General features: G+C 72.6%; 26 protein-coding genes and 1 pseudogene. 10 read left to right on the top strand and 17 right to left on the bottom strand.

Annotation, left to right across the window (positions count from 1 at the left end; translation table 11 throughout):
• Positions 1–2: 2 nt before the first annotated feature.
• Together ACFE86_RS11965 and cysC are read left to right on the top strand one after the other, a co-directional pair.
• On the top strand, positions 3–377 hold the full coding sequence (locus ACFE86_RS11965; protein WP_375455551.1) for an acyl-CoA thioesterase: 375 nt from the start codon (positions 3–5) through the stop codon (positions 375–377).
• A gap of 100 nt (positions 378–477) precedes the next feature.
• The gene (gene cysC, locus ACFE86_RS11960) at positions 478–1,089 is read left to right on the top strand and encodes an adenylyl-sulfate kinase (protein WP_375455550.1); all 612 of its coding nucleotides are present in this window, start codon (positions 478–480) and stop codon (positions 1,087–1,089) included.
• A 209-nt stretch (positions 1,090–1,298) separates the two neighbouring features.
• On the opposite strand, the gene ACFE86_RS11955 is transcribed toward cysC, so the two are convergent.
• Together ACFE86_RS11955 and ACFE86_RS11950 are read right to left on the bottom strand one after the other, a co-directional pair.
• Positions 1,299–2,858 carry an ATP-binding protein gene (locus ACFE86_RS11955; protein ID WP_375455549.1) on the bottom strand — a complete coding sequence of 520 codons (1,560 nt, stop codon included), beginning with the start codon at positions 2,856–2,858 and terminating at the stop codon, positions 1,299–1,301.
• A gap of 160 nt (positions 2,859–3,018) precedes the next feature.
• Entirely contained in the window at positions 3,019–3,477 is a 459-nt protein-coding gene (locus ACFE86_RS11950; protein ID WP_375455548.1) for a GNAT family N-acetyltransferase, read from the bottom strand.
• A gap of 75 nt (positions 3,478–3,552) precedes the next feature.
• Here ACFE86_RS11950 and ACFE86_RS11945 point away from each other — a divergent pair, with 75 nt between their 5' ends.
• Entirely contained in the window at positions 3,553–4,590 is a 1,038-nt protein-coding gene (locus tag ACFE86_RS11945; RefSeq protein WP_375455553.1) for a P1 family peptidase, read from the top strand.
• 15 nt (positions 4,591–4,605) lie between these two features.
• Here ACFE86_RS11945 and ACFE86_RS11940 read toward each other — a convergent pair whose 3' ends face one another.
• The 5 genes from ACFE86_RS11940 to ACFE86_RS11920 all read right to left on the bottom strand — a co-directional run bounded on the left by ACFE86_RS11940 (position 4,606) and on the right by ACFE86_RS11920 (position 9,080).
• A complete protein-coding gene (locus tag ACFE86_RS11940) occupies positions 4,606–4,884 on the bottom strand; it encodes a hypothetical protein (protein ID WP_375455547.1) in 279 nt (92 codons plus the stop codon).
• A gap of 13 nt (positions 4,885–4,897) precedes the next feature.
• Positions 4,898–5,104 (bottom strand): hypothetical protein, encoded by a 207-nt coding sequence (locus ACFE86_RS11935; protein ID WP_375455546.1) that lies wholly within the window; start codon positions 5,102–5,104, stop codon positions 4,898–4,900.
• Between the two features lie 250 nt (positions 5,105–5,354).
• Positions 5,355–7,727: a response regulator gene (locus ACFE86_RS11930; RefSeq protein ID WP_375455545.1), complete on the bottom strand. Its 2,373-nt coding sequence runs from the start codon at positions 7,725–7,727 to the stop codon at positions 5,355–5,357.
• Positions 7,728–7,777: 50 nt separating this feature from the next.
• The gene (gene rarD / locus ACFE86_RS11925; protein WP_375455552.1) at positions 7,778–8,680 is read right to left on the bottom strand and encodes an EamA family transporter RarD; all 903 of its coding nucleotides are present in this window, start codon (positions 8,678–8,680) and stop codon (positions 7,778–7,780) included.
• 127 nt (positions 8,681–8,807) lie between these two features.
• Positions 8,808–9,080, bottom strand: coding sequence for a hypothetical protein (locus ACFE86_RS11920; protein ID WP_375455544.1), 273 nt, complete (start codon positions 9,078–9,080; stop codon positions 8,808–8,810).
• Between the two features lie 84 nt (positions 9,081–9,164).
• Between ACFE86_RS11920 and ACFE86_RS11915 the strand changes: the two genes are divergently transcribed.
• Both ACFE86_RS11915 and metC read left to right on the top strand, forming a co-directional pair.
• Positions 9,165–9,338 (top strand): Rmf/CrpP family protein, encoded by a 174-nt coding sequence (locus ACFE86_RS11915; RefSeq protein WP_375455543.1) that lies wholly within the window; start codon positions 9,165–9,167, stop codon positions 9,336–9,338.
• Positions 9,339–9,436: 98 nt separating this feature from the next.
• Positions 9,437–10,624, top strand: coding sequence for a cystathionine beta-lyase (gene metC, locus ACFE86_RS11910; RefSeq protein ID WP_375455542.1), 1,188 nt, complete (start codon positions 9,437–9,439; stop codon positions 10,622–10,624).
• A 7-nt stretch (positions 10,625–10,631) separates the two neighbouring features.
• On the opposite strand, the gene ACFE86_RS11905 is transcribed toward metC, so the two are convergent.
• The 5 genes from ACFE86_RS11905 to ACFE86_RS11885 form a co-directional block, all read right to left on the bottom strand.
• Positions 10,632–11,240, bottom strand: a complete 609-nt coding sequence (locus ACFE86_RS11905; RefSeq protein ID WP_375455541.1) for a pyridoxamine 5'-phosphate oxidase family protein — start codon at positions 11,238–11,240, stop codon at positions 10,632–10,634.
• Positions 11,241–11,351: 111 nt separating this feature from the next.
• Positions 11,352–11,687, bottom strand: coding sequence for a lipid-A-disaccharide synthase N-terminal domain-containing protein (locus tag ACFE86_RS11900; protein WP_375455540.1), 336 nt, complete (start codon positions 11,685–11,687; stop codon positions 11,352–11,354).
• Positions 11,681–12,433 (bottom strand): glycosyltransferase family 2 protein, encoded by a 753-nt coding sequence (locus tag ACFE86_RS11895; protein ID WP_375455539.1) that lies wholly within the window; start codon positions 12,431–12,433, stop codon positions 11,681–11,683. Before ACFE86_RS11895 ends, ACFE86_RS11900 begins: the two co-directional genes overlap by 7 nt.
• Positions 12,430–14,160 carry an ArnT family glycosyltransferase gene (locus tag ACFE86_RS11890; RefSeq protein ID WP_375455538.1) on the bottom strand — a complete coding sequence of 577 codons (1,731 nt, stop codon included), beginning with the start codon at positions 14,158–14,160 and terminating at the stop codon, positions 12,430–12,432. The genes ACFE86_RS11895 and ACFE86_RS11890 overlap by 4 nt, the downstream gene beginning before the upstream one ends.
• Before the next feature lie 332 nt (positions 14,161–14,492).
• Positions 14,493–15,296, bottom strand: a complete 804-nt coding sequence (locus ACFE86_RS11885) for a DUF6998 domain-containing protein (protein ID WP_375455537.1) — start codon at positions 15,294–15,296, stop codon at positions 14,493–14,495.
• A gap of 125 nt (positions 15,297–15,421) precedes the next feature.
• Between ACFE86_RS11885 and ACFE86_RS11880 the strand changes: the two genes are divergently transcribed.
• Positions 15,422–16,123: a DJ-1/PfpI family protein gene (locus tag ACFE86_RS11880; protein WP_375455536.1), complete on the top strand. Its 702-nt coding sequence runs from the start codon at positions 15,422–15,424 to the stop codon at positions 16,121–16,123.
• 36 nt (positions 16,124–16,159) lie between these two features.
• Here the strand turns inward: ACFE86_RS11880 and ntrC are convergent, their stop codons facing one another.
• The 3 genes from ntrC to dusB are packed head-to-tail and all read right to left on the bottom strand — an operon-like array spanning position 16,160 to position 19,775.
• The gene (gene ntrC / locus ACFE86_RS11875; protein WP_375455535.1) at positions 16,160–17,623 is read right to left on the bottom strand and encodes a nitrogen regulation protein NR(I); all 1,464 of its coding nucleotides are present in this window, start codon (positions 17,621–17,623) and stop codon (positions 16,160–16,162) included.
• 5 nt (positions 17,624–17,628) lie between these two features.
• Positions 17,629–18,771 carry a nitrogen regulation protein NR(II) gene (locus ACFE86_RS11870; protein WP_375455534.1) on the bottom strand — a complete coding sequence of 381 codons (1,143 nt, stop codon included), beginning with the start codon at positions 18,769–18,771 and terminating at the stop codon, positions 17,629–17,631.
• Entirely contained in the window at positions 18,768–19,775 is a 1,008-nt protein-coding gene (dusB, locus tag ACFE86_RS11865) for a tRNA dihydrouridine synthase DusB (protein WP_375455533.1), read from the bottom strand. The genes ACFE86_RS11870 and dusB overlap by 4 nt, the downstream gene beginning before the upstream one ends.
• Positions 19,776–19,950: 175 nt before the next feature.
• Here dusB and ACFE86_RS11860 point away from each other — a divergent pair, with 175 nt between their 5' ends.
• The 4 genes from ACFE86_RS11860 (at position 19,951) to ACFE86_RS11845 (ending at position 22,393) form a co-directional block, all read left to right on the top strand.
• Complete coding sequence (locus ACFE86_RS11860) at positions 19,951–21,249, top strand: bifunctional 2-C-methyl-D-erythritol 4-phosphate cytidylyltransferase/2-C-methyl-D-erythritol 2,4-cyclodiphosphate synthase (RefSeq protein WP_375455532.1); 1,299 nt, start codon at positions 19,951–19,953, stop codon at positions 21,247–21,249.
• 125 nt (positions 21,250–21,374) lie between these two features.
• Positions 21,375–21,602: a hypothetical protein gene (locus ACFE86_RS11855; protein WP_375455531.1), complete on the top strand. Its 228-nt coding sequence runs from the start codon at positions 21,375–21,377 to the stop codon at positions 21,600–21,602.
• Positions 21,599–21,898: a type II toxin-antitoxin system RelE/ParE family toxin gene (locus tag ACFE86_RS11850; protein WP_375455530.1), complete on the top strand. Its 300-nt coding sequence runs from the start codon at positions 21,599–21,601 to the stop codon at positions 21,896–21,898. Before ACFE86_RS11855 ends, ACFE86_RS11850 begins: the two co-directional genes overlap by 4 nt.
• A 3-nt stretch (positions 21,899–21,901) precedes the next feature.
• Positions 21,902–22,393, top strand: a complete 492-nt coding sequence (locus ACFE86_RS11845) for a CinA family protein (RefSeq protein WP_375455529.1) — start codon at positions 21,902–21,904, stop codon at positions 22,391–22,393.
• A 39-nt stretch (positions 22,394–22,432) separates the two neighbouring features.
• Here the strand turns inward: ACFE86_RS11845 and ACFE86_RS11840 are convergent, their stop codons facing one another.
• Together ACFE86_RS11840 and ACFE86_RS11835 are read right to left on the bottom strand one after the other, a co-directional pair.
• Positions 22,433–22,891, bottom strand: coding sequence for a type II toxin-antitoxin system RatA family toxin (locus ACFE86_RS11840; protein ID WP_375455528.1), 459 nt, complete (start codon positions 22,889–22,891; stop codon positions 22,433–22,435).
• Positions 22,892–22,898: 7 nt separating this feature from the next.
• Positions 22,899–23,126, bottom strand: a pseudogene (locus tag ACFE86_RS11835) (lipoyl synthase); the annotation flags it as partial.

Raw genomic sequence — 23,126 nt, 5'->3', positions numbered from 1 at the left:
CCATCGCGATGCCGGCCGACACCAACGCCAACGGCGACATCTTCGGCGGCTGGGTGCTGTCGCAGATGGATCAGGCCGGCGGCATCGCCGGGGTCGATCGGGCCGCGGGCCGGGTCGTCACCGTGGCGCTCGACGCGATGACCTTCATCCGCCCGGTGCGCATCGGCGACGTGCTCTGCGTCTATACCCGGATCGGGCGCGTCGGCCGCACCTCGATGAAGATCGAGGTCGAGGCCTGGGCCCGGCGCTTCCGCACGCAGGTGCGCGAGAAGGTGACGTCGGCGACTTTCACCTTCGTCGCGATCGACGACGACGGCCGCCCGCGGGCGGTCCCGCAGATCTCGCCCGTTCCGGAAGGCTCGCTCACGCGAGCGTGATCGCGCGGTTCCGCCCGGAGGCGGTTGCCGCTACGAAGCCGACGCGGGATACCGTGTCGGGTGGGAGGACGCGGAAGAGGCCCCTGGAAGGACCGTGTCGTTGCCACACAGCCCGCGCCGTTCCGAAAACCTGACCTGGCAGGTGCTCCAGCCGCGCGAGACGCGCTGGCGCAGCCTGAACCAGCGGCCGGTGATCGCGTGGTTCACCGGCCTGTCGGGGGCCGGCAAGTCCAGCATCGCCAATGCCGTCGATCGATCGCTGACCGGGGCGGGCCGGCACGGGATGGTGCTCGACGGCGACAACCTGCGCCACGGCCTCAACCGCGACCTCGGCTTCAGCCCCGCCGACCGCGCCGAGAACATCCGCCGCTCCGCCGAGACTGCGCGACTGATGGCCGAGGCCGGTCTCGTCGTGATCGTCTCGCTGATCTCGCCGTTCCGCGAGGAGCGCGCGGCGGCACGCCGGATCGCCGGGGACATCCCGTTCCTGGAGGTGTTCATCGACACCTCGCTCGAACTCTGCGAGGCCCGCGACCCCAAAGGCCTCTACGACCGGGCGCGCGCCGGCACGATCCCCGACTTCACCGGCATCTCCGCGCCCTACGAGGCGCCGCTTGCCCCCGACCTGACGCTCGCGACCGACGGACGCAGCGTCGCGGATTCGGCTGCACTGCTGATCGCGGAACTGATGCGGCTGAGCGCAGCGGGGTGAGCCGCCGAAGCCCTCTCCCGCCGGGCTACCAAATTCACATCTCTCGCAGGGTTGGCCACCACGCCCTCCCTCTCCCGACCCGCTTCGCGGGTCTTCCCTTTCCCGCAGAGGCGAGAGGGAAGACCCGCGAAGCACGCGAACGCGATGCGCGAGTCCCCGGCAGCCTGCGGAAGGGGAAGGGAAGCACCGCGGTTCCTCCCCCCAAAGCCTCACTCGGCGGCGAACAGACCCCAGCCGGCGCTCCCCGGCGCGGGGTTCGGCCGCGCAGGCGCGGCGGCCTCCGCCTTCGGGTCGCCCGGCGCGGTCTCGCAGCCGAGCGCCGGCAGCGCAACGATGCGGTTCTTGGAAAAGTCCGTGCGGCAGACGATGGCGTTGCGGCCCTCCATGTAGCCGAGCAGCCGCCGGGCGCGCCCGGGCGAGCGGCTGCCGATCGCGCGGGCGAGTGCCGCGTCGCCGGGACAGGGCTCTCCGCCGAGCGCGGCGCGGGCGAGCAGCAGGAACAGGCCCTGCACCTCCTCCGGCATGCCGGCGGCGGCGTCCTCGGCTTCCGTCCAGCGGGCGTCGCCTCCCGTGCCCGCAGGGCCTGCATCGATCCCGGCCCGCGCCACGCTCAGCGCGCGGCGGAACGCCGGCAGGCCGACGCGCTCGCCGTCGAGCCCGCGCATCCGGCAGCGGACCAGGAAGTCCTGGTAGACCACGGCGACCGACCGGTGCCCGGCCTCGGGCTCGGCCACGAGGCCGCGCAGGATCGCCGCGCAGCCGTCCCGGTTCCCGGCCTCGTCGAGGGCGGGCGCGGGCGCCGCCGGCTCCGGCCGGTGGGCGGCCAATTCCCGCATCAGGTCGGCGGGGCTGACGCGGGGCGTCCCCGCGGGCCGGGGCGCGCGGGCCGGATAGACGAACCCCTCCTCGGCCGGTGCCAGGATTCTGGCACGCAGATCCGCGTCGGCCGCCTGCGGCAGCGGGATCAGCGTCGGCGCGGCGGCGCGCGAGCCGGTCGTCACCGGCCCGATCCGCAGGGCCAGCGGCCGCCGGCTCAGGGCGGGGCCGAGCGCCACGAACTCGCCGCGCGCCAGATCGCGGAACCGCTCGGCCCCGCGGCGGTCGAGGCCCAGCAGGTCGGCGGCCCGCGCCATGTCGATGTCGAGGAAGGTGCGGCCCATCAGGAAGTTCGTGGCCTCGGCCGCGACGTTCTTGGCGAGCTTGGCCAGCCGCTGCGTCGCGATGATGCCGGCCAAGCCGCGCTTGCGCCCGCGGCACATCAGGTCGGTCATCGCGCCGAGCGCGATCTTGCGCGCCTCGTCCGACACGTCGCCGGCCGCGGCGGGAGCGAAGATCTGCGCCTCGTCGACCACCACGAGGCAGGGGTACCAATGCGTCCGCTCGGCCTCGAACAGCCCGCCGAGGAAGGCGGCGGCCGCCCGCATCTGCGCCTCCATGTCGAGGCTCTCGAGGTCGAGCACCACCGAGACCCGGTGCGCCCGCACGCGGGTCGCGATCGCCTGGAGGTCGCCCGCGGCGTGGCCTCCGTCGACGACGAGGTGGCCGTGCGCCTCGGCGAGCGTGACGAAGTCGCCTTCGGGATCGATCACCACCTGCTGCACGTGGCCGGCGCTCTGCTCCAGCAGGCGGCGCAGCAGGTGCGACTTGCCCGATCCCGAATTGCCCTGGACCAGGAGGCGGGTCGCGAGCAGTTCCTCAAGGTCGAGGCGGGCCGGCTGGCCGGCGCCCTGCCCGTCGAGCCCGAGCCCCATCTCGATGCCAAACGCCATCGCCGCTCCGGTCGCACGCCACGGGACATCCCGAGGCGCTGCCTAGCACGGACGGTGTTCCCGCGATGCGGCGGGGCGGGCGCGCGTCCACAGGATCGGGGTCGCAGGGGCGGGGGTCGCAAGGTGCCCGGGCGGAGCGTCCCGACCGGCTCGGGATCGCTCAGAGCGGCTTGCGGTAGACGACGAAGCCCGACCGCTCGCCGACCTGATCGTACAGCCGCATCGCGGTCGCGTTGGTCTCGTGCGTCTGCCAGTAGACCCGGGGCGAGCCGGCGCGCCGCGCCTGCGCGCAGACGCCCTCGATCAGCGCCCGGCCGACCCCCTGCCCGCGTGCGGCCGGGGCCGTGAACAGGTCCTCCAGGTAGCAGGACGGGGCGTAGGCCCAGGTGCTGCGGTGATAGAGGTAGTGCGTCAGGCCGACCAGGGTGCCGTCGCGCTCGGCCACCAGCGCGTGGACCGGCTCGTCTGTGTCGAGGAACCGGTTCCAGGTCGTCTGCGTCACCTCGGGCGGGATCGCCGCCGGCCCGACGCGCGCGTAGAACAGGTTGTAGCCCTCCCAGAGCGGGAGCCATTGCGCATGGTCGGCACGGACGACGGGGCGGATGAGGAGATCGGGCATGCCGGCAATCCTGCACCCGCGCCGACCCGTGCTCAAGCGGTGCGGCTGCCCCGCGATCGTGGCATGCTGGCCGCCATGCGCAACGCCATCACCGACATCGCCGGCATCCGCGTCGGCCACGCCGCGGATGCGCGGATCGCCAGCGGCGTCACCGCGCTGGTGTTCGACCGGCCGTTCGTGGCCGCGGTCGATGTCCGCGGCGGCGGGCCGGGCACCCGCGAAACCGACCTGCTCGACCCCGAGCGCACGGTGGAGGGCATCGACGCCGTGGTGCTGTCGGGCGGCTCGGCCTTCGGGCTGGACGCTGCCGCGGGCGTGGTGGCGTGGCTCGCCGAGGCCGGCCGCGGCTTTCCCGTCGGCGGGATGCGGGTGCCGATCGTGCCGGGCGCGATCCTGTTCGACCTGCTCAACGGCGGCGACAAGGACTGGGGCCGTTACCCGCCCTATCGCGAACTCGGCTTCTCCGCCGCCGCGGCGGCCGCCGCGGACGTGGCGCTCGGCTCGGTCGGGGCCGGGACGGGTGCGCGGACGGCCAACCTCAAGGGCGGGATCGGCACCGCATCGCGCCGCGTGCCCGGCACCGGCTTCCGGGTGGGCGCGCTCGCGGCGGTGAACGCCTTCGGCCGGGTCACGATCGGCGACGGCCCGCATTTCTGGGCGGCGCCGTTCGAGCGCGGCGCGGAGTTCGGCGGCCTCGGCCTGCCTGCCGCGCTGCCGGACGGCGCCCTCGACTTCCCCGACCGCGGCTTGGCCGGCGCCGCGACGACGCTCGCGGTGGTGGCGACCGACGCGGCGCTGACCAAGGCCCAGTGCCGCCGCCTCGCGGTCGCGGCGCAGGCCGGCCTCGCCCGCGCGATCCAGCCGGTCCACACCCCGCTCGACGGCGACGTGGTGTTCTCCGTCGCCACCGGCGCGGTGCCGCTCGCCGATCCGCTCGCCGATCTCGCGCGGCTCGGCGATGCGGCGGCCCAGGTTCTGGCCCGCGCCGTGGCGATCGGGGTGTTCTCGGCAACGGGTCTTGCCGGGATCGCCGCCGCGACGCCCGGTTCCGGGCCGACCGGTCTCCCACCCGCGTGGCGCGACCGGTTTCCGGATGCGAAGGCGCGCGGCTGAGGGCGCCGCCGCGGGTCACGCCTCGTCGCGGGCATCCTGCAGCAGTTGCGCGAGGCCGGCATCGACCTCCGCGCCGAGCATCGCGCGCTCCGCGTCCGTGAGGTCGCGCGCCCATTTCGGGCCGGCGAACCCCGCCGCGCACTTGGCGCGCTCGGCGGCGATATAAGCCTCGGTCTCGGCGGGCCGGGTGCGCATCGCGTGCACCAGGCCGAACCACGCCGCCCGCTCCACCACCGCAAGGCGAGCGCGCAGGCGGATCATCACCGCCCGCCCGGGCTCGACGTCGTCGCTCATCGGGCTGAGATCCCTAGCGCCGCGGCTCACAGCGGGTCTTCACGTAGCTGTCCCTGGAGCCGCCGAGCCCGGCATTCGCCGCGAGCACGGGGCCCTGGATCAGGCACTCCTGAAGAGTGTGGGCGGGCCCGGTAACCACGTCGAGGGCGGTCTCCCGGCTGCAATCGGGGGCCGGCACCGACGAGGCGCAGATCAGGGCGACGACGACGATCGGGTTCATGGGCCTCTCCCGCGGCCCCGCCTCGACGGACGGATGCCGGCAAGGGAAGGGCATGCGCCGCGGAATGGTTCCGCCTCCGTCGGGCCATCGGTGTCGCACGCCGCGTCGGCACCCGGCCTCTCCGGGCAGGCGCCTCGCATATGCCCGCCTCCATGGGCGCGGCCGAAGAAGACGTTGCTCCGCGTCCGCGCCGGCCGGGCCCCGGATCGGGTTCCGCGCTCGCTCTACCCGTCCGGGACATCGCCGGGGGTCACCCCTCCCGGGCGGCGAGCGCGTCGAGCAGCCCCTGCATGGCCTGCGGCACCGGGGCGGAGACCTCGCGGGCGTAGAGGACGCGGAGTTGCCGGCCGATCTCGGCGAGGCTCAGGCTGCCCTTCTCGATCACCCGATCGGCCTGGGCGCGGAGGCTCACCCGCTCGGCGTCGGTGATCTCCTTGGCGGTGAGCACCACCACCGGCACGTCGCCGTCGGCGCGGGCCCGCAGCGCCCGCAGGAAGCCGAAGCCGTCCATCTCCGGCATCATCAGGTCGAGGAGGATCAGGTTGGGGCGCACAGCCTCGAACCGCTCCAGGGCGGCGCGGCCGTTCTCGGCCTCGTCGACGCGCCAGCCGTCGCGGGTGAGCGTCCGGCGCAGGCGCTCGCGGGCGTCCGGGTCGTCGTCGACGACGAGAATTCGGGCCTCGACGCCGTCCGGCCGGTAGCGGTCCATCAGGCCCTTGAGCCGGTTCCAGTCGATCGGCTTGACGAAGTAGTCGGTGGCGCCGAGCGCCTGGCCGAGGCCCTGCTCGGCCATCACCGAGGTCATGATCACCGGGATGCCGGCAAGCTCCGGGTCGTTGCGCACCGCGTGCAGCACCGCCCAGCCGTCCATCCGCGGCATCTCGACGTCGAGCAGGATCGCGCGGGGCTTCAGCGCGCGGGCCAGCGCCAGCCCGGCCCGCCCGTCGCCGGCGGTGCGCACGCGGAACCCCTCGCGCTCCAGGAACCGCTGGAGCAGTTCGCGGGCGGCCGGGTCGTCGTCGACGAGCAGCACCACGTCGTGCTCCGCGTGCGCGTGCGCCTCGTGCCCTTGGACCGGCGCCGGCAGGGCGAGCTCGGCCGCCACCGCCGCCTCGTCCGCGAGCGCGAGCACCGCCGGCAGGCGCAGCGTGAAGGTGGAGCCCTGGCCCGGCACGCTCGTCACGCCGATGTCGCCGCCCATGGTGCGGCAGAAGGCGCGGGTGATGGCCAGGCCCAGGCCGGTGCCGCCGAACTGCCGCGTGGTCGATTCGTCGCCTTGCGCGAACCGCTCGAACAGCCGGGCGATCTGCGCTTCGGTGAGCCCGATCCCGGTATCGGCGACCGAGAACGACAGCCAGTCGGCCTCAGCCTCCCGGTCCCGGCGCACGGCGAGCGTGATCGTGCCGTTCTCCGAGAACTTCGCCGCGTTGCCGATCAGGTTGAGCAGGCACTGGCGGATCTTGGTCTGGTCCTGGTGCATCGCCCCGAGGTCGCCCTCCGCGTCGAGGACGAAGCGGTTGCCCTTCTTCTCGACCAGCGATCCCGTGGCGTCGCACACGTCCGAGATCAGGTCGGCGACGGTGAAGGGCTCGGCCGAGGCGGTCATGCGGCCGGCCTCGATCTTCGAGATGTCGAGCACGTCGTTGATCAGCGAGAGCAGGTGGCGGGCCGCCGTCTCGATCTTGCGCAGGTCCGGCAGCAGGGCGGCCTGGCCGATATCCTCCAGCTCCTCAGCCAGCATCTCCGAATAGCCGATCACCGCCGAGAGCGGCGTACGCAGCTCGTGGCTCATGTTGGCGATGAACTGGCTTTTCGCGAGATTCGCCGCTTCCGCGGCCCTGCGCGCGCGCTCGGCCTCGACCTCGGCGCATTTGCGCTCGGTGATGTCGGCGTTGGCGCCGACCCACTCGCGCAAGCGGCCGTCGGCGTCGAGGACCGGGACGCCGCGCACCTCCATGTCGCGCCATTGCCCGTCGTGGCGGCGCAGACGGTACTCGACCGCGTAGGGCTCACGCGCCGCGATGGAGCGCGCCCAGACCTCGGCGGCCCGCGCCCGGTCGTCGGGATGGACCGCCTCGATCCAGCCTGAGCCCCGGTAGGCGTCCGCGGTCTGTCCGGTATAGGCGCTCCAGCGCGGCTGCGGCGGCAGGAATTCGCCCGCCGCGCTGGTGCTCCAGATCACGGCCGCCGACGCGTCCACCAGGGCGCGGAACCGCTCCTCCGAACGGAGCAGCCCGGCCTCCGCGGCCTGACGCTGGGTGATGTCGGTGTTGGTGCCGTACCAGCGCAGGATGCGGCCCGCGGCGTCGCGGTGCGGCATCGCCTGGGACAGGAACCAGCGGAAGGTGCCGTCCGCGCCGCGGAGCGGGAAGGTGTCCTCCCACGGTGCGCCGGCCTCGATCGCCGTGCGGTAGCGCGCCGTCACGGCCTCGACGTGGTCGGGATGGTGGACGTCGCGCCAGCCCCAGCCGCGCATCGTCGCGATGGTGGTGCCGGTGTAGGCGTACCAGCGGCTGTTGTACCAGACGATGTCGCCCGCCGCGGTCGCGATCCAGGCGAGCTGCGGCAGCGCCTGCGCGAGGTTCTCGTAATCGGCCTGCGTGACGGTCGCGGGATCGCTCATCGGACGCTCGGGTTGCCGTCCCGCGTCGATGCCGGGCCGGGGCGCGGGCGTTATACACGCATCCCCGGTCCGGGTGCCGTGGTTCGGCCGGGCGCCGGGTCGGCCCGGAGGCTTCGCCCGGCGCGCAGCAGGTCGAAGGCGTAGAGGGCGAGCGCCAGCCAGATCAGCCCGAACATCGCGATCGCATGCGGCGCCACGTGCTCGCCGTAGGCGAACACGCTCAAGCCGAGCAGGCAGGTCGGCGCGAGGTACTGCAGCAGCCCGAGCGTCGCGAGCCGCAGGCGCTCGGCCGCGGCCGCGAACCAGATCAGCGGCAGGGCCGTGGTCACGCCGGTGAGCGCCAGGAGGATGAAGTCCCTCGGGTCGGACGGCAGGGCGGACTCCGGCGCGAGCAGCACCCAGACGAGCGCGGCCGGCGTCAGGATCAGCGTCTCGGCGAGGAACCCCACCGCGGGATCGATGCCGACCACCTTCCGTACCAGGCCGTAGAGCGCGAAGCTGACGGCGAGTTCGAACGCGACCACGGGCAACGCGCCGGCCCAGGCGACGGCCAGCGCCACCCCCGCGGCGGCGATCGCCACGGCACCGAGCTGGAGCGGCCGGAGGCGCTCGCCCAGCACCGCGGCGCCGAGCGCCACGCTGACCAGCGGGTTGATGTAGTAGCCGAGGCTCGCGTCGAGCAGGTGGCCGCCGTTGACCGCCTGAAGGTACAGGAGCCAGTTCACGCCGATCAGCCCGGCCGACACGACGAGGAGCCCGTGCCGCGGCCGCAGCGGGAACGGGCTGCGCACCCGCCGCCGCCACGCCAGCACGAGCAGGATCGCGAACAGGCACGACCACAGGATGCGCACGGCGAGGATGTGGCTCGGGGAGAAGCCTGAGAGCAGCCGGAAATGCACCGGGACGACGAGGCCCCAGCTCAGGTAGGCGCCGAGCGCGTAGACGAGGCCCAAGGTGTCCGTCCCGATCGCGACCCCCGGCATCCGGCCTCGGATGCGGGGCGCGCCGATCCCATACCCCGGGGCGGTCCGCGCCGTCAGGCCGGCCGGCGCAGGCCAGCCATCCGCGGCGGGCGCCGGGTCATCGCTTCGAGCGCAGGATCGGGTCGCCGCGCATCAGCGCGTTCAGGCGCTCGGTGTCGAACCCGTTCGGGATCTTGGCGGGCCCCGGCTTGAGCGCGGCGACGGGCTTGGGCTCGACCGGGATCGACCCGGTGGTGGACGGCTCGGACGGCGCGGCGCGGGTAACCGGGGCCGGCACCGTATGGGCGAGGCGGTCGGCGCTGACGAAGCCGATCGCCAGGATCGAGGCGGCCGCGGTGGCGCCGGCGGCGAGGAGACGCAGGATACGCAAGCGACGGGCCCCGGCAACGCGAAAGACGACGGAGCCGAAGATGGGCCAAGCCCGTTAACGAAGGGACACCCGACAGGAGACCCCATGAAGCCCGAAGCGAACGCTCAAGCGACCGCCAGCGACAGCCCGTTCATCCAGGGCCGCAACGCCCGCCACTACGGCAAGCCGGCGAGCGACTGCCCCTACCCGGAAGGCTCCGAGGACCGCGCCGCCTGGATGCAGGCCTACGAGGAGGCCGCCGCCACCGACGCCGGCTGATTCCCGGCGCGGCGGAGCCGATCGGCCGGCGCGGGTCCTTGACCGGCGCCGCCCGGCCGGGCTTCGGTCTCCGAGACCCGACCGAGACCCGAGCGCCCATGTCCAAGCCACCGTCCAGGAACACCGACAGGTTCGGCACGGCGACGCGCCTCGTCCATGCCGGCCGCGATCCGTCCGCCCAGCACGGCTTCGTCAACACGCCGATCTATCGCGGCTCGACGGTGCTGTACCCGACCTACGACGACATCGTGCACCGGCGCGGGCGCTACAATTACGGCACCAGCGCCACGCCGACGATGGACGCACTCACCGACGCCTGGAGCGCGGTCGCGGGTGCCGCCGGTACCGTCGTCACCCCGTCGGGCCTGTGCGCGCTCTCCATCGCCCTGATGGCCTCGGTCTCGGCCGGCGACCACCTGCTGGTGACGGATTCCGCCTACCGCCCGACCCGCAACTTCTGCAACGGCGTGCTCGCCCGCTTCGGGGTCGAGACCACCTACTACGATCCGCTCGTCGGCGCCGGCATCGCCGGGCTGATGCGCGCCAACACGAAGGCGGTGCTGGTCGAGGCGCCGGGCTCGCAGAGCTTCGAAATGCAGGACGTGCCGGCGATCAGCGCGGCCGTGCACGCGCGCGGCGGCACGGTGATCATGGACAACACCTGGGCGACGCCGCTGCTGTTCCCGCCGCACGAACGCGGCGTCGACATCGCCGTCGAGGCCGGGACCAAGTACCTCAGCGGCGGCTCCGACCTGCTCCTCGGCCTCACCTCGGCCAACGCGACGCACTTCCCGGCGGTGCGGCGCACCTTCGATCACATCGCCCCCTGCGCCGGCCCCGAGGACATGTTCCTGGCGCTGCGCGGCCTGCGCACGATGGCCTTGCGCCTGCGCGAGCACGGCCGCGCCGGCCTCGAGATGGCGCATTGGCTGCAAGCGCGCCCCGAGGTGCTGCGCGTGCTCCATCCAGGCCTGCCCGACGATCCCGGCCACGCGATCTGGCGCCGCGACTTCTCCGGGGCGTCGGGCCTGTTCGGCGTCATCCTGAAGCCGGTGTCGGAGGCGGCGCTGGCCGCGATGCTCGACGGCCTCGAACTGTTCGGGATGGGATTCTCCTGGGGCGGCTTCGAGAGCCTCGTCATCCCCTTCGACTGCCGCCCCTACCGCACCGCCACCACCTGGGCGCCCGGCGGGCCGGGCTTGCGCTTCCACATCGGGCTGGAGGACGTGGAGGATCTGAAGGCCGACCTCGACGCTGGGTTCTCGCGGCTGCGGGCGGTGGGCTGAGGCGGCGTCACGGCACGCGCCACCCTCCGATCCAGCCCGCGCCTTCCCGCCGCCAGCCGGCGCGGCGGTGGCCGCGGCGGTCGAGGTAGAGGAAGTCGAGGGCCTCGGCCTGGATCACCACGGCGGAGAAGTTAGGGCGGCCGATGGTGAGCGCCGCCGCCTCGTCCGGCACCGTGTAGGCGCCGCCGGAATCGAGCCCGGTGCCGGGGCCGGGGGCGATGCCGTAACAGACCCGGCTCATCGCCCGGGAGCCCTCCCAGGCGGCATCGGTCAGGGCATCGTCGGCGTGCAGGCCGGCGCGGCCTTCGATGCGGAGCTGGATCTTCGCCGCGCGGTCGTAGGCGTGCAGCGCGACGGCGGCATGCGCCGCGACCTCGGCGGCCTTGTCCGAGCGGCGGTCGCAGTGGACGCGCAGGGTGCCGGCGGCGGCGTCGGCCGCGCGCAGCACCACCGTGCGGATGCGGGGGCGCCCCTGCGCGTCCACCGTGGCGAGGCTCGGGGCGTGGAAGGCGCTGCGGCCCTGCACCACCCCGTCCGCCAGCAGCCGCCACAGCTCGGCGAAGGCCGCCGCGAGGTCGTCGTGGAAGGCGGGGAGCGGGTCGCGGTCGTGAGGCATGGAGCTCCGGGATGGCGAGGGCGCGAGACGATCACGGCCGCCGGCCGCGATCAAGCGCGGCGATCCCGCGCGAGGCCGCGCGCTTCGGCTCGGACCGTCGCGGGGCGCTTCTCACGAGGGCTTCGTGTCGCCGCCGCGACGGTTGCGGAAGATCAGCGCGAGGTTGCGCAGGTAGATGCCCGTGGAGAGCCCCTGCCCGATGATGATCACCGGCTCGCGGCGCACGAACCCGTAGACCAGCGTCATGATCCCGCCGGCAATCGACAGGAACCAGAACGAGAGCGGGATCACGCTCCGGCCCGCGCGCTCGCTGGCGAGCCATTGCAGGATGAAGCGGGAGCCGAACACGAGTTGCGCCAGGATGCCGAACACCAGCCAGAAATCGAACCGGGCGACGAACACGTCGTAGACGTAGTCCGGCAGGTCGTGCGCGAGCCGGATCAGCACGCGCCGTCCTCGACCTCGGTGACCGCCGGCGTCGGCCGCTTGCGCCGGATCAGCCACCACACCCCGGCAAGATCGACCAAGCCGACCCAGAGCCGGTCGAACAGCCCGTACTTCGAGGTGCCGGTGAAGCGCGGCCGGTCGATCACGTCGCGGTGGACCACGCTGAACCCCTCGCGGACGACGAGCGCGGGCATGAAGCGGTGCAGCGCGTCGAAATACGGCAGCCGGAGATAGACGGCGCGGCGGAACACCTTGAGGCCGCAGCCGGTGTCGCGGGTGGCATCGTTGAGGATGCGCCCGCGCACGCCGTTGGCGATCCGCGACTGCATCGTCTTGAAGCGCCCGTCCCTGCGGCCCCGGCGCTGCCCCTGGGCGAGGCCGGCGCCGGGCCCCGCCCCTTCGAGGGCCGCGACCAGCACCGGGATGAAGGCCGGGTCGTTCTGGCCGTCGCCGTCCAGCGTCGCGACGACCGCGCCGCCGGCCGCCGCGACCCCGCTGCGCACCGCCGCCGACTGGCCGGCGCTTCGCGCGTGGCGCAGCACCCGCAGCCACGGGCGCCCCCGGCGGGCGGCGTCCAGCGCCGGCAGCGTCGCGTCGGTGGAGCCGTCGTCGACGTAGATCACCTCGAACGGCGCAAGCTCCGCGCAGGCGGCCTCGATCTCGGCGACCAGGCCCGCGACGTTGCCGGCCTCGTTCCGCACCGGCACCACGATGCTCAGGCGCGGGGGCGTCGCCCCGGGCGTCATCGGGCCACGGTCCCGGCGGCCGGCGTCACCGCGTAGGCGGTGAGGTCGACCCGGCGGCCGGCGTTGATGTTGAAGCCCGAGACCTGCCCGACCGCGCCGGGACCCGGGCTGCCGACGGGCCAGGCGTCGGCGAAGTCGGCCGCCGACCTCTGCTCGACGAACAGCAGGCGGCAGCCGCCGGCGTTCAGGAAGGCCATCGCGTCGGCGCCGGTGTTCGGGGTGGCGAGGTCGGTGCCGATCAGGAACACGAGGCTCGGCTCGCGGTAGCCGAGGCTCGCGACGCGCGGCCGGCACGGCAGCCGCTCGCGGATCGCGGCGAGGCGGTCGGAGACCTTGAGCGCCGGGATTTCGGCCTGCGTCACCCCGAGGACGGCCGGCGCGAGCAGGCAGGCCGAGAGGATCGCCAGCAGCACCGCCCGCTCCGGCCCGTTCCGGGCGTAGGCGACGAAGGCGGCGAGCGCCAGCGCGCAGGCGGCGGCCAGCAGCGCCAGGCCGGCGACGGGCACCGTCCGGTCGAGGCGCCACGCGGCGAAGGCGACGCCGAGGGTGAGGCCCACGGGAATCGCCGGCACCAGCAGCGCCACCGCCTTCGCGCCGCGGCGGGCCGGATCGAGGGCGCCGGCGCGCAGCGCCAGCACGGTCAGGATCGCGACCATCGGCATCAGCGGCAGGACGTAGTGCGGGAGCTTGGTCGGCACGGCCTCGAACACGATCCAGGCCGGCACGATCGCCGCGACCAGGAACGCGACGGCGTCCGACGCGCGGGCCCGCCACGCGAACGGGACCGCCAGGGCGGCAAAGGCCGCACCGGGCCAGAACGTGGCGAAGAACACCAGCGCGTAGGTGCCGGGCGGCGCCCCGTGCCTCTCCCTGGCGCTGCCGACCTTGGCGAGCATGTCGTGGCCCACCGCCTCCGTGAAGAACGCTGCCCCGCTCCGCCACGCGATCGCCAGGAACCACGGCGCCACGATCAGCGCGACGAGGGCGAGGCCGGAGCGGGGGCGCAGCGCCAGGAGCCAGCGCCCGGAGCGCGCCTTGAGCGAGAGGGCGAGCATCGGCAGCCCGACGAACATCGGCACCATCGGCCCCTTCACCAGGATGCCGAGCGCCAGCCCGAGCCAGAACGCGAGGCGGGCGGCCGTCGGAAGCCCAGCCTCGCCCCGGCCGAGCCACGCGCGGGCGAGCGCGCCGAGCGCGGCCGCGGAACAGGCGGTCAGCACGGCGTCGGTCTTGGCCAAGTGCGCCTCGGCCGCGAGCATCAGGCAGGCGCCGAACAGCCCGGCGGCGAGCCACGCCCCGCGCCGCGGCAGGAAGGCCAGCGCCATCCAGTAGGCGAGCAGCACCGCGGCGACGGCGCCGGCCAGCGAGGGGATGCGGTACAGCGCGATCTGTGTCCGCGCTTCGGGAACCCCCAGGGCCTCCCCGGCGGCGACCGCTGCGGCCTGCGCCCAGTAGATCCCCACCGGCTTCTTGTGGCGGGCCTCCCCCTGGAAGCGGATGTCGACGAAATCGCCGGTCTCCAGCATCTGCTTGGCGGCCTGGGCGAAGCGCGGCTCGTCGCGGTCCATCGGCTGGAGCGCGATCTGGCCGGGCAGGAAGCAGACGAGGCAGAGCGCGACGAGCCACGCGCAGGCCCGGCCATGGCCTGTGGCGGCGGACGCGGCCAGCCGCTCGACGAGGTCGGGCCCGGTGTCGCGCGCGGAGGCTCCGGCGGACAGGCGCGTCATCGGCGGCGGTGCGGGCGGGCGGCCGCGGGGGCGTTCATGGACGGCTCCGGACGCGAGGATACGGTGCGCGACGCGGTTCGCGGCAGAAGTCCCGGACACGGGTCAGGGCATGGGTCGCGGAAAGCCCCGCATCGGGGCGGCTGCGCCGGCCGGCCGTGTCGGTGATCGGGCCGCGAAAGTCAAATTTTTCGGGTCTTTCCCAGGGTTGCCGCCAGGGGTGCAGCGAAGGGTGACGCGAAGCGGAGGCGGCATGGGGTAGTGTCTCAGCTTGAATTTAAGCCTCACTTAGCCCGCCATGCATTCCGGTCCCGTAACCTCCAGGAAGTTGCTGCCTAGAGTTCTTTGTCCGCAGCCACATCTTCCTCGACTTGGGAGCGCGCTTGTATGAGCTGCATCTCCTTGGCCTGACGCGAGGTGATCTCGTTGCCGTCTTCGTCGTGCCACACTACGTCGCCGTCGCTCCATGCAAAACGGCCGGCGGAACTTCGGGCTGCGATGATAGTGGCGCCGAGCTGGCGAGTATTTATTTTATTCTGATTGCTGTTGAGTGGACTAACGCCAAGATCGGTAGCAATTTGCATCAACACAGGGTATGTAATTTGTTCACGCTTTCCATTGGTATCAACGACAATCGAGCCATTCTCATATTGAATGACGCGTCGATTGTCGATTTGTGCGCTTGCCATGATGGCTAAGTCATCCAGAGCAGCCGGAAAGGATGGGGCTTTGTTTACCATGTATACTAAAGAGATCGGCGTTTCGTTACAGCGAGCCTTAAGTTCATCAATATTACCGCGAAATAGTTCCTCAATCGAGGCTTCTCCTTCAATCACATTTATTCGGAGAATGATCGCATAATCCGCGAACTTGAGCGTATTCTTGTTAAAGTCGGCATGCGTCGAAGTCGTGATTGTTTTGACAGAGATGCGCTGACCTTCGGCGCTCACGACATCGTAGCCACGCTGTGCAACTTCCAAGGCCATCTGTCCGCGCGTAAGCATTGCGGTGTAAAGCTCGCCGATACGGCCGGTCAGATGAGAGAGTGAAGCCGGTTTAACATTCCAACTTAGCTCCTTCTCGAACCACGCCAACGCATCGGCCAGCGAGCGGATGATCTGAACCTGCGACAGCGACATGGCCGGCGATCCCACGGTGAGGAAAGGGGGACTGCTACCATGCGGTAGGCGCGAAATTCGAACTGAGACACTACCCGGCATGGCGCGCGCTTGTACCGGGCGGCGTCCCGTGCTGACGTCGGCGCATGACCCACCGGATCGGCCTCCTCGTCTTCCCCCGCGTGCAGCAGCTCGACCTGACCGCGCCCTACGAGGTCTTCGCCTCGCTGCCCGGGGCCGTGGTGCACCTCGTGGCCGCCACCCTCGACCCGGTGACGAGCGCGACCGGCCTGCCGCTGACGCCGACCGTCACCTTCGCCGCCTGCCCGGACCTCGACGTGCTCTGCGTGCCCGGCGGCATCGGCGTCAACGCGCTGATGACGGACGAGGCGACCCTCGCCTTCGTGCGGGCGCGGGGGGCGAGCGCGCGCTACGTCACCTCGGTCTGCACCGGCGCGCTGGTGCTCGGGGCGGCTGGCCTGCTCCGGGGCCGGCGCGCGACGACGCACTGGGCGTCGCTCGACCTGCTCGCGGCCTTCGGGGCGACGCCCGTCCGCGCGCGGGTGGTGCGCGACGGAAACCTGCTGACCGGCGGCGGCGTCACCGCGGGCATCGACTTCGCCCTGACGGTGGTGGCCGAACTCGCCGGCAGGCCGGCCGCCGAGGCGGTGCAACTGGCGATCGAGTACGCGCCGGCGCCGCCCTTCGACGCGGGCAGCCCCGACACGGCGACGCCCGCGGTGCTGGCCGCGGCGCGGGCGCGCTTCGCCGGGAGCCGGGCCGAGCGCGAGCGCATCGTCGCGGCGATCACCGGCGTGGAGGTCGAGCGGATGGGGTGGGAGGCTTAGGCCGCGCCTCCGGCCGCCCCGCGCACGGCCCGGTTCCTATCGCGCCGTGCGGAACACCTGAAGGTCCAGATCCCGCACCTTCTTGCGCAGGGTGTTGCGGTTGACGCCGAGAAGCTCGGCTGCGCGGATCTGGTTGCCGCGGGTGGCGGCGAGCGCCGCGCCGATCAGCGGACCCTCGATCTCGCGCAGGATGCGGTGATAGAGGCCCGGCGGCGGCAGCGTGTCGCGGTAGCCGGAGAAGTAGTCGGAGAGGTACCGCTCGACGGCGCCGGACAGGCTCTCGTCGCCGCCCCCCGCCTTGCGTCCGCCGCCGTTGCCGACGGAGGGGGATTGGGCGAGCGGCAGGGTGTCGAGCTCGGCCTCGATCACCGGCGCGGTGATGGTCTCCTGCGGATAGAGCGCCGCGAGCCGCCGGACGAGGTTCTCCAGTTCGCGGACGTTGCCGGGCCAGCGGTAACGCTTCAACCGCTCCATCGCCTCGCCGTCGAGCATCTTCCGCGTCAGGCCCTCGCGCTCGACCTGGATGAAGAAGTGGCGGACGAGATCGGGAACGTCTTCGGATCGCTCTCGAAGCGCCGGCAGCCTGAGAGGCACGACGTTCAGTCTGAAAAAAAGATCCTCGCGAAAAATCCCCTGCTGGATCGAGATGCGCAGGTCCTTGTTGGTCGCCGCGATGATGCGGACGTTGGTCTTGATCGGCACGCGGCCGCCCACCGTCGTGTACTCGCCCTGCTGGAGCACGCGCAGCAGCCGGGTCTGGGCCTCCATCGGCATGTCGCCGATCTCGTCGAGGAACAGCGTGCCGCCCTCCGCCTGCTCGAAGCGGCCGGCCGAGCGTTGCAGCGCGCCGGTGAAGGCCCCCTTCTCGTGGCCGAAGAGTTCGGACTCGATCAGGTCGCGCGGGATCGCGGCCATGTTGACGGGCACGAACGGCCCGGAGCGCCGGCGCCCGTAATCGTGCAGCGCGCGCGCCACCAGCTCCTTGCCGGTGCCGGATTCGCCGGTGATCATCACGGTGAGGTCGGTCGGCATCAGGCGGGCGAGTGCCCGGTAGATCTCCTGCATCGCCGGCGAGCGCCCGACCAGCGGGATGTCCTCGTTGTCGGGCGCGGCCGCCGCGGGCGCCGTGCCGCGGGGGCGCGAGAGCGCGCGCCCGACGATGGCGATCAGCTCCTTCAGGTCGAAGGGCTTGGGCAGGTACTCGTAGGCGCCGCGCTCGGAGGCGCGGATCGCGGTCATGAAGGTGTTCTGCGCGCTCATGACGATGACCGGCAGTTCCGGCCGCACCCGCTTGATCCGGGGCAGCAGGTCGAACACGTTCTCGTCGGGCATCACCACGTCGGTGATGACCAGATCCCCCTCTCCTTGCGCGACCCAGCGCCAGAGCGTGGCGCAGTTGCCGGTGGAGCGGACCTCGTAGCCCGCCCGCGACAGCGCCTGGTTGAGGACCGTACGGATGGCGGCGTCGTCGTCCGCGACGATGATGTGGCCGTTGGGCATGACTCTTACTCGGCCTCCACGACCGCTTCGCGCCCGTCGCGGGCGCTCGACATGGGCAGCAGGATGCGGAAGGTGGTGCGGCGCGGCGCGGGATCGCACTCGACGATGCCGCCGTGGTCGCCGACGATCTTGGCCACCAATGCAAGTCCAAGGCCGGACCCTTGCGCCTTCGTGGTGACGAACGGGTCGAACAGGTCGGGCAGCAGGTCGGGCGAGATGCCCGGCCCGTTGTCGCGCACCGCCACCTCGATCGGCAGGCTGACGCGCTCGCGCGAGCCCGGAACCTGGAGGCGCAGGCCGGTGCGGAAGGCGGTGGACAGGGTGATCTCGCCGTCCACCGTGTCGGCGCCGATCGCCTCTGAGGCGTTCTTGACGAGGTTGAGGATCACCTGGACGAGCTGGTCGCGGTTGCCGAGCACCGGGGGCAGCGAGGGGTCGTAGGTCTCGACGAAGCGGATGTGGCGGGCAAACCCCGACTGCGCCGAACGCTTCACCTGATCGAGCACCCCGTGGACGTTGACGGCCGATCGCTCCACCGGCCGCTCGTCGCCGAACAGCTCCATCCGCTCGACGATGCGCACGATCCGGTCGGTCTCCTCGCAGATCAGCCGGGTGAGCACCCGGTCCTCCTCGGGCCCCGACTGCTCCAGCAACTGCGCCGCGCCGCGGATGCCGGCCAGCGGGTTCTTGATCTCGTGGGCGAGCATCGCGCCGAGCGCCACCATCGAGCGCGCCGCGCCCCGGTGGGTGAGCTGGCGGTTCATCTTGTCGGCGATGGTGCGCTCCTGGAGCATCAGCACCACCGCCTCGCCCTCGTCGCCGAGGAAGGTCGCGAACACGTCGACGCTGCGCTCGGCGCCCGAGCGCGGCTGCACCAGCTCGACCCGGTACTCGCTGACGCTGGAGCGGCGGCGGCGCACCTCGGCGACGAGTTCGATGATCGGCGAGGCGAAGGGGATGATGTCGCGCAGGCGCCGGCGCTGCATCAGCCGGGCGGAATGGTCGAAGAAGGTTTCCGCCGCGTGGTTGCAGTGCAGGATGCGGTCGTCCGCGCCGATGGTGAGCACCGGCAGCGGCAGGGCGTTGATCACCGCCTCCGCGCTCGGCACGCCCCGCGGCCTCGCCGCCTCGCGCGGGCCCTCGCTCATGCGGCCTCCGCGGTCGCGGGCGGAGCCTCGCCGAAGGCCGCCCGCAGCAGCGCCAGGGCGACGCCCGGATCGGTGGCGGTCAGGAGCCGGGCGCGGTCGGCCGCCGCGAGGCCGCCCGCGGCGTCGGCGTAGGCGGCCAGATGCTTGCGGGCGTGGCGCACGCCCATCGCGGGGCCGTACAGCGCGATCAGCCCGGCGTAGTGCGCCGCCGCCATCGCCCGCTGCGCCGCGCGCGAGGGCTCCTGCACCGGGCGCCCGGCGAGCCCGTCGGCGATCATGCCGACGCGCCAGGGCCGGCCGACCGCCGCCCGGCCGACCATCACGCCGGCCGCGCCCGACGCCGCGAGGCAGGCCCTGGCGCTCGCGAGGTCAGACACGTCGCCGTTGGCGATGACCGGGATCGACACCGCCTCGACCACCGGGCGGATCGCCGCCCAGTCGGCGACGCCCGTGTAGAACTGCTGGCGGGTGCGGCCGTGCACCGTCACCGCGTTCAGTCCCAGCCGCTCGGCCCGGCGGGCGAGATCGGCGGCGTTGAGGCTGCGATGGTCCCAGCCGAGGCGCATCTTCACGGTGACGGGGATCGTGACCGCCGCGCGCACGGCGGCCAGGAGCCGGGCGGCGTGGTCGAGATCGCGCATCAGCGCCGAGCCCGAGGCCACGCCGGTGACGACCTTGGCCGGGCAGCCCATGTTGACGTCGATCACGTCGGCCCCGCCGGCTTCCGCGATCCGCGCCGCCTCGGCCATCGGCCCCGGCGCGCAGCCGGCGAGCTGCACCACGTGCGGGGCGATCCCCGTACCCTCGGCGCGCAGCCGCGCCTCCTCCGACCCGCGGGCGAACGCGGCCGCCGCGACCATCTCGGAGACCACCGCGCTCGCGCCCCCGTCCCGCGCGATCCGGCGCATGTGAAGGTCGGTCACGCCGGACAGGGGTGCCAGCACCACCACCGGGTCGGGCGAACGCGCCCCTCGTAGAACGCTCAAATAATGGTCAGTCATCATTATGCACAACAAATAGCCAAAAGTGGCCGAGACGCAAGCCGAAAGCGGGTCGGACGCACGGAGGCGGGCGATTTGATTTTACACCCTGCACCGCTTAAGCGACGGGCAGGTTTTTGGCACCGCGACCGGCCGATATGGACACGGGTCGTGGCGGCGGCACGGCGGAACCCTGAGCATGTCCAGCCTCGGATCGAGCGTCGCCGCCATCGTCGTGGCGGCCGGCCGCGGCATCCGCATCGGCGGCGGGACGCCCAAGCAGTACCGCCGCGTCGGCGGACAGGCCGTGCTCACCCGCACCCTCGACGCGCTCGGGCGCCATCCCGGCATCGCACGGATGCAGGTGGTGATCGCCGCCGACGCCGTCGACTTCTACGACGCGTGCCTGGCCGAACTCGCCCCCGAACGCGCGAAGAAGCTGCTGCCGCCGGTCGCGGGCGGGGCGACGCGCCAGGATTCGGTGCGGGCCGGCCTTGAGGCCCTCGATGCGGCGGGCGCTCCCGGCATCGTCCTCGTCCACGACGCCGCCCGGCCCTTCGTCGATGCCGGGCTGATCGACCGCGCGGTCGCGGCCGGCCGCGACCACGGCGCCGCCGTGCCGGGCGTCGCGGTCGCCGACACGATCAAGCGCGTCGTGGACGAGGACGGCATCGGCCGCGTGCGCGAGACCCCGGCCCGCGAGCACCTGCGCGCGGTGCAGACCCCGCAGGCCTTCACTTTTGCGGCGCTGCGCGACGCTCACCGCGCCGCCGCCGCAGCAGGCCTGCACGGCTTCACCGACGACGGCGCGCTCGCCGAATGGGCGGGGCTGGCCGTCGTGGTGTTCGCGGGCGACCCGAAGAACCGCAAGATCACGCAACCCGCCGACCTGATCGAGGCCGACCGGGCCTTCGCCGGCCCGGAACCGGAGACCGCTATGACGACGACCGCCGTGACAACGTACGTGACCCGCCTCGGCACCGGCTTCGACGTCCATGCCTTCACGGAGGGCGACCACGTCTGGCTCGGCGGTGTGCGGATCGCGGCCGAGCGCGGCGTACTCGCCCATTCCGACGGCGACGTGGCCCTGCACGCGCTGACCGACGCGCTGCTCGGCGCCATCGCCGACGGCGACATCGGCACGCACTTCCCGCCCTCGGACGAGCGGTGGCGCGGCGCCTCCTCCGACCGGTTCCTGGCGCATGCCTGCTCGCTGGTGCGGGCACGCGGCGGGCGCATCGACCACCTCGACGTCACGGTGCTGGCGGAAGCCCCGCGCATCGGCGCCCACCGCGAGGCGATCCGGGCGCGCATCGCCGCGATCTGCGCCGTGCCGCTCACCGCGGTGTCGATCAAGGCGACCACCACCGAGAAGCTCGGCTTCGTCGGCCGCGCGGAGGGGCTCGCCGCCCAGGCCGCCGCCACCATCCGCCTGCCGGAGGAGGCGGAGGCCGCCCCGCTCGACGACCAGGCCGAGACGGCGATGCGCCGGGGCTGATTGGTCTCCGGGACGGCCGCCGTCGGCGGAATCCCATGACGCGCTGGCGATGTCCGTACGCGTATCGTGTCCGTAGACCTGCGACGGACTTTTCCGGCATCGGATTCGGGTGCAGGATGGCATCCATGACGGAACTTCTCGAGAGAGCGGTCGCGACGGCTCGGGGGCTGAACCCCGACCTGCAGGACGACATTGCCCGCATGGTGCTGATGATCGCCGGCGAGCCTCAGCCGCCCATGCCGCTGACCGCGGAGGAAGAGGCGTCCTTCGCGACATCCAGGGCGCAGTCTGCGCGGGGTGAGTTCGCGACCGACGCCCAGGTGAAGGCCGTCTGGGCGAAGCACGGCCTGTGAAGCTCCGCTTCACGCCGCAGGCCCTGAGCGAACTCGACCACACCCTGACCGATATTGCCGAGCGATCGCCGCAGGGCGCGCGCCGCGTGCAGACGCGCATCCAGGCGACACTCGCATTGATGCTTCGCTATCCGGAAAGCGGGCGATCCACCAGCCTTGCCGGGCTGCGCCGTATCGTTGCGAACCCCTACCCCTACCTGATCTTCTACGAGATTTCGGACGATGCGATCGTCGCCGTCGGGGTTCGTCACGCCATGCGCGATCCGAATTCGATGCCGGGTGGCGGGGAAACCTGAACGATGTTCGACGATGCCCTGCTCGCCCGCGCGACCGCACTGGTCGCGGACTACACCGCGGCCGGCAAGACCATCGCCACGGCGGAATCCTGCACCGGCGGGCTGGTGGCCGGGCTGCTCACCGCGGTGCCGGGCTCCTCGGCGGTGGTCGAGCGCGGCTTCGTCACCTACTCGAACGCGGCCAAGGCCGAGATGATCGGCGTGCCCGCCGCCCTGATCGCGACGCACGGCGCGGTGAGCGAGCCGGTCGCCCGCGCGATGGCGGCGGGGGCGCGCGCCGCGTCGCGGGCCGCGGTCGCGGTGGCGGTCACCGGCATCGCCGGCCCCGGCGGCGGCAGCGCGGAGAAGCCCGTCGGGCTCGTGCATTTCGCGCTGGCCGCGGGCGGCGCCGTGCGCCACCGGGAACGGCGCTACGGAGACCTCTCGCGGGCCGAGATTCGCCATCGCGCGGTGATCGATGCGGTCGCGCTTCTGGAGGAGGCGCTCGCTTCCTGACGCGGAGATGCCGCGACCGCGAGCCCCGCCGGAGGGCGGTCAGGCCGCGCCGTAGACCCGGTCGGCGCGGCTCTCGAAGGCGTCGGTGAACTTGCGGAAGGCGCGGTCGAACATCCGGCCCATCAGCAGGCCGAGGGCGAAGCTCTTGAACTCGTAGGTGATGAAGAAGTCGACGTCGCAGCCGCCGTCCCGCCCCGGCTTGAACGTCCACCGGTTCTCCAGGTGCCGGAACGGCCCGTCGATGTACTCGGCGACGATCCTGAGGTTCGGGCGGTCGAGGGCGACGCGGGTGGTGAAACGCTCGCGGATCGCCTTGTAGCCGACGCCCATCTCGGCGACGAGCACCTCGGTGCCCTCCCCCTCGCCCGGCTGGCGGCGCAGGATGCGGAGCGATTCGCACAGCGGCAGGAACTCGGGGTAGTGCTCGATGTCGGCGACGAGGTCGTACATCTGCTGCGGCGCGTGGCGCACCGCGCGGGTGATCCGGAAGGACGGCATCGACGACTCAGGCTGAGGGGGACTTGGAAGCGTGCTGCGCGCCGCGGGCGGCCCGCAACCGCGAAAAGTCCTCGCCGGCATGGTGCGAGGAGCGGGTCAGCGGCGTCGCGGACACCAGCAGGAAGCCCTTGGCGTAGGCGGTGGTCTCGAACGCCTTGAATTCGTCGGGCGGCACGAAGCGCACGACCGGGTGGTGCTTCTTCGTCGGCTGGAGGTACTGGCCGATCGTCAGGAA

It is taken from the genome of uncultured Methylobacterium sp. (assembly GCF_964244095.1).
GTDB lineage: Bacteria > Pseudomonadota > Alphaproteobacteria > Rhizobiales > Beijerinckiaceae > Methylobacterium.
This window is presented reverse-complemented; position numbering and strand designations above follow the sequence as displayed.

What these genes read in the sequence shown, in the direction of transcription:
- ACFE86_RS11940 (WP_375455547.1), bottom strand. Translation starts at nt 4,884, where the DNA reads ATGAGCGACGACGTCGAGCCCGGGCGGGCGGTGATGATCCGCCTGCGC.
- ACFE86_RS11870 (WP_375455534.1), bottom strand. Translation starts at nt 18,771, where the DNA reads ATGAGCGAGGGCCCGCGCGAGGCGGCGAGGCCGCGGGGCGTGCCGAGC.
- dusB (WP_375455533.1), bottom strand. Translation starts at nt 19,775, where the DNA reads ATGATGACTGACCATTATTTGAGCGTTCTACGAGGGGCGCGTTCGCCC.
- ACFE86_RS11945 (WP_375455553.1), top strand. Translation starts at nt 3,553, where the DNA reads ATGCGCAACGCCATCACCGACATCGCCGGCATCCGCGTCGGCCACGCC.
- ACFE86_RS11905 (WP_375455541.1), bottom strand. Translation starts at nt 11,240, where the DNA reads ATGCCTCACGACCGCGACCCGCTCCCCGCCTTCCACGACGACCTCGCG.
- ACFE86_RS11845 (WP_375455529.1), top strand. Translation starts at nt 21,902, where the DNA reads ATGTTCGACGATGCCCTGCTCGCCCGCGCGACCGCACTGGTCGCGGAC.
- ACFE86_RS11915 (WP_375455543.1), top strand. Translation starts at nt 9,165, where the DNA reads ATGAAGCCCGAAGCGAACGCTCAAGCGACCGCCAGCGACAGCCCGTTC.
- ACFE86_RS11880 (WP_375455536.1), top strand. Translation starts at nt 15,422, where the DNA reads ATGACCCACCGGATCGGCCTCCTCGTCTTCCCCCGCGTGCAGCAGCTC.
- ACFE86_RS11840 (WP_375455528.1), bottom strand. Translation starts at nt 22,891, where the DNA reads ATGCCGTCCTTCCGGATCACCCGCGCGGTGCGCCACGCGCCGCAGCAG.
- ACFE86_RS11895 (WP_375455539.1), bottom strand. Translation starts at nt 12,433, where the DNA reads ATGACGCCCGGGGCGACGCCCCCGCGCCTGAGCATCGTGGTGCCGGTG.
- ACFE86_RS11890 (WP_375455538.1), bottom strand. Translation starts at nt 14,160, where the DNA reads ATGACGCGCCTGTCCGCCGGAGCCTCCGCGCGCGACACCGGGCCCGAC.
- ACFE86_RS11855 (WP_375455531.1), top strand. Translation starts at nt 21,375, where the DNA reads ATGACGGAACTTCTCGAGAGAGCGGTCGCGACGGCTCGGGGGCTGAAC.
- ntrC (WP_375455535.1), bottom strand. Translation starts at nt 17,623, where the DNA reads ATGCCCAACGGCCACATCATCGTCGCGGACGACGACGCCGCCATCCGT.
- ACFE86_RS11885 (WP_375455537.1), bottom strand. Translation starts at nt 15,296, where the DNA reads ATGTCGCTGTCGCAGGTTCAGATCATCCGCTCGCTGGCCGATGCGTTG.
- ACFE86_RS11935 (WP_375455546.1), bottom strand. Translation starts at nt 5,104, where the DNA reads ATGAACCCGATCGTCGTCGTCGCCCTGATCTGCGCCTCGTCGGTGCCG.
- metC (WP_375455542.1), top strand. Translation starts at nt 9,437, where the DNA reads ATGTCCAAGCCACCGTCCAGGAACACCGACAGGTTCGGCACGGCGACG.
- ACFE86_RS11860 (WP_375455532.1), top strand. Translation starts at nt 19,951, where the DNA reads ATGTCCAGCCTCGGATCGAGCGTCGCCGCCATCGTCGTGGCGGCCGGC.
- ACFE86_RS11955 (WP_375455549.1), bottom strand. Translation starts at nt 2,858, where the DNA reads ATGGCGTTTGGCATCGAGATGGGGCTCGGGCTCGACGGGCAGGGCGCC.
- ACFE86_RS11950 (WP_375455548.1), bottom strand. Translation starts at nt 3,477, where the DNA reads ATGCCCGATCTCCTCATCCGCCCCGTCGTCCGTGCCGACCATGCGCAA.
- ACFE86_RS11930 (WP_375455545.1), bottom strand. Translation starts at nt 7,727, where the DNA reads ATGAGCGATCCCGCGACCGTCACGCAGGCCGATTACGAGAACCTCGCG.